The following is a 3,388-nucleotide window of genomic DNA, read 5'->3' on the forward strand; positions in this document are numbered from 1 at the left end:
GAGGGCGGCCGGACGGTCGGCTCGGGCACCATCACCGAGATCGTCGACGACTAGGGCCGGCTTCGCGCCGGGCGGGCGGCAACTCGAGACGGAAGGTCACCACATGCGGGATATCGTCATTCTGGCGTGCACCGAGTGCAAGCGACGGACCTACACGACGACCAAGAACAAGCGGAAGACGCCCGACCGGCTGCAGCTCAAGAAGTACTGCCGCTGGTGCCGGGGGCACAGGCTGCACCGGGAGACGAAGTAGCGCGTGCGTGGGCACAGGCCAGTAGCTCAATTGGTAGAGCACCGGTCTCCAAAACCGGGGGCTGGGGGTTCGAGCCCCTCCTGGCCTGCCAACATCGTCGCAAGGGACACTGAATCGTGAAATCGACGAAGCTGGAGAGCGTACGCGAGCCGTCCGGGGGGGGCGTGTTCGGCTGGTGGGGCAGGTCCCGCACGTTCCTGGCGCAGGTGCGGAACGAGCTCGAGCGGGTGACGTGGCCCACCTGGAAGGAGGTGCAGGCGACGACGTTCGTCGTGATCCTGACCTCCATTATGTTCGGCATGTACCTGTGGGGCATCGATCTGGTGCTGGATCGGCTGGCGCGGGCGCTGTTCCAGGCATTTGGTGTGTGATGACCGACGTCAGCACGAAGCAGTGGTACATCGTTCACACCTACTCCGGCTTCGAGCAGAAGGTGGAGGACTCGCTGAAGCTGCGCGTCAAGGCGCACGGCATGCAGGACGAGATCGGCGAGACCCTCGTGCCGACCGAGGACGTCGTCGAGATGCGCGCCGGCAAGCGCGTCGTTACGACGAAGCGCGTCTTTCCCGGCTACATCCTCGTGAAGATTGCACCCGAGCCGGGCGCCGGCGGGAAGATGTCGGATCGCGCGTGGCACGTCGTGAAGAACACCCCGAAGGTCACCGGGTTCGTCGGGGCCGGCCAGAAGCCGACGCCGCTGACCGACGACGAAGTGAACCAGATTCTCCATCAGATGACGGAGGCGGCCGAGCAGCCGAAGCCGAAGTACACGTTCGACAAGGGCGATCAGGTCCGGATCAACGAGGGGCCGTTCACCAGCTTCAACGGGGTGGTCGAGGACGTGAACGTCGACCGCAACACCCTGAAGGTGATGGTGACGATTTTCGGGCGTTCCACGCCGGTGGAGCTCGACTTTCTGCAGGTGGAGAAGCTGTAGACCAGCATGGCGAAGAAGATCATCGGACAGGTGAAGCTCCAGATCGCGGCCGGCAAGGCGACGCCGGCCCCGCCGGTCGGCACCGCGCTCGGCCCGCACGGCGTCAACATCATGGACTTCTGCAAGGCGTTCAACGCGAAGACCGCCGCCCAGGAGGGGCTGATCATTCCGGCGGTCGTGACCGTGTACGCGGACCGCTCCTACAGCTTCATCACGAAGACGCCGCCGGCCGCCGTGCTGCTGAAGCGCGCCGCCAACATCGCCAAGGGCTCCGGCGAGCCGAACCGCACCAAGGTGGCCAAGGTGACCCGGCAGCAGGTGGAGGAGATCGCCGGGGTCAAGATGCCGGACCTGAACGCGAACGACCTCGACGCCGCCGTCGCGATCGTGGCGGGCACGGCGCGGTCGATGGGCATCGAGGTCGAGGGTTGATCATGGGCAAGAACGGCAAGCAGTTCGAAGCGGCGAAGGCCAGGGTGGGTCCGGGCCCGTACCCGATCGAGGAAGCCATTCCGCTGGTGCAGAGCCTCAAGTTCGCCAAGTTCAACGAGACGGTCGAGATGGCGATGCGGCTCGGCGTCAATCCGAAGCACGCGGATCAGATGGTCCGCGGCACCGTGGTGCTGCCGCACGGGCTCGGGCGGAGCAAGAACGTGCTGGTGATCGCGAGCGCCGACAAGCAGAAGGAAGCCGAGGAGGCCGGCGCCGACACGGTCGGCGGCGAGGAGATGGTCGAGAAGATCCAGGGCGGCTGGATGGACTTCGAGGCGGTCGTGGCCACGCCCGACATGATGCGATCGGTCGGCAAGCTCGGCCGCATTCTCGGGCCGCGCGGCATGATGCCGAACCCGAAGACCGGTACCGTCACGCCGGACGTGGCGAAGGCGGTGCGCGAGATCAAGGCCGGCAAGGTCGAGTACCGGGTCGACAAGGCGGGCGTCGTGCACGCCGCGATCGGCAAGGTGTCGTTCGAGGTGCAGCAGTTGCTCGACAATGCGAATGCGCTCGCCGCGAGCGTCATCAAGGCGAAGCCCGCCGCCGCCAAGGGCCGCTACGTCAAGGGCGTGCACCTGTCGTCGACGATGGGTCCGGGCGTTCCGGTCGACACGGTCAGCGTCGAAGCCGGCGCGAAGGCATAGGCATGGCACTCAGCAGGGCAGGCAAGGAAGAGCGGCTCGCGGCGCTTCGGGACGAGTTCGGCGCCGCCGAGAGCATCGTGCTCGTGGACTACAAGGGGCTCGACGTCCCGAAGGTGACGGAGCTGCGCCGGAAGGTGCGCGGCGCGGCCGCGAGCTATCGGGTAGTGAAGAACTCCCTTGCGCGCCGGGCCGTGAGCGGGACGCCGTTCGAGGCGTTGCGGGACCGCATCGAGGGCACCACGGCGGTGGCCTGCAGCCGCGAGGATCCGGTCGCGCTGGCGAAGGTCCTCGTGGACTTCGCCAAGGCCGAGCCGGATCTGGTCGTGAAGATGGCGGTGGTGCAGGGCCAGTCGGTGGAGGCGGACGGCGTCATCGACCTGGCGGCGCTGCCCGGCAAGCCCGAGCTGCAGGCGAAGCTGTTGATGGTGCTGCAGGCGCCGATGACGCAACTGGTGCAGGTGCTGAACGCCGTGCCGCGCGACTTGATGAGCGTTCTGAGCCAGGTCGAAAAGAAGAAGTCCGAGGAGGAAGGCTGAGCATGGCTGACGTGACCCAGGACCAGGTGGTCGATTACATCAAGGAAATGTCGGTTCTCGAGCTGTCGGGACTCGTCAAGCGGCTCGAGGACGAGCTGGGCGTGTCGGCGGCGGCCGCGATGCCGGTCGCGGTCGCGGGGGCCGCGGCGCCCGGCGCGGCGGCGGCCGAGGAGGAGCAGACCGAGTTCACGGTGACGCTGACCGAGATCGGGCCGAAGAAGATCAACGTGATCAAGGTGGTCCGCGAGGTCACGAGCCTGGGCCTCAAGGAGGCCAAGGATCTGGTCGAGAGCGCGCCGAGCGCCGTGAAGGAAGCGATCCCCAAGGACGAGGCGGAGGCGCTGCAGAAGAAGTTCGACGAAGTCGGCGCCAAGGCCGAGATCAAGTAGGCCTCGGCGCACGTCGTGGCCCGGCGGGTGTCGGCGGCCGTCCGTCGCCTGCGGCGCGCCCGCGCCGCGGGCGGGTCGGTCCGGGCGCGCGCGGCCTGCAGGAAGGGCCGCGCGACGCGACCGCGTCCGACGCG

General features: G+C 67.5%; 7 protein-coding genes and 1 tRNA gene. All 8 read left to right on the forward strand.

The genetic code is table 11. The features are described 5' to 3' along the window. Positions 1-103 precede the first annotated feature (103 nt). On the forward strand, positions 104-253 hold the full coding sequence (gene rpmG / locus F4X11_13435) for a 50S ribosomal protein L33 (GenBank protein MYN66016.1): 150 nt from the start codon (positions 104-106) through the stop codon (positions 251-253). 15 nt (positions 254-268) lie between these two features. After that, positions 269-344, forward strand: a tRNA-Trp gene (locus F4X11_13440). 73 nt (positions 345-417) lie between these two features. After that, positions 418-624 carry a preprotein translocase subunit SecE gene (gene secE / locus F4X11_13445; protein MYN66017.1) on the forward strand — a complete coding sequence of 69 codons (207 nt, stop codon included), beginning with the start codon at positions 418-420 and terminating at the stop codon, positions 622-624. After that, entirely contained in the window at positions 624-1,190 is a 567-nt protein-coding gene (gene nusG, locus F4X11_13450) for a transcription termination/antitermination protein NusG (GenBank protein MYN66018.1), read from the forward strand. The genes secE and nusG overlap by 1 nt, the downstream gene beginning before the upstream one ends. A 6-nt stretch (positions 1,191-1,196) precedes the next feature. Beyond that, on the forward strand, positions 1,197-1,622 hold the full coding sequence (gene rplK / locus F4X11_13455; protein ID MYN66019.1) for a 50S ribosomal protein L11: 426 nt from the start codon (positions 1,197-1,199) through the stop codon (positions 1,620-1,622). 2 nt (positions 1,623-1,624) lie between these two features. Further along, a complete protein-coding gene (locus F4X11_13460; protein ID MYN66020.1) occupies positions 1,625-2,329 on the forward strand; it encodes a 50S ribosomal protein L1 in 705 nt (234 codons plus the stop codon). 2 nt (positions 2,330-2,331) lie between these two features. After that, positions 2,332-2,865: a 50S ribosomal protein L10 gene (locus F4X11_13465; GenBank protein MYN66021.1), complete on the forward strand. Its 534-nt coding sequence runs from the start codon at positions 2,332-2,334 to the stop codon at positions 2,863-2,865. Between the two features lie 2 nt (positions 2,866-2,867). Then, entirely contained in the window at positions 2,868-3,254 is a 387-nt protein-coding gene (locus F4X11_13470) for a 50S ribosomal protein L7/L12 (protein MYN66022.1), read from the forward strand. Positions 3,255-3,388 lie beyond the last annotated feature (134 nt).

The organism is Acidobacteriota bacterium, assembly GCA_009861545.1.
Lineage (GTDB): Bacteria > Acidobacteriota > Vicinamibacteria > Vicinamibacterales > UBA8438 > WTFV01.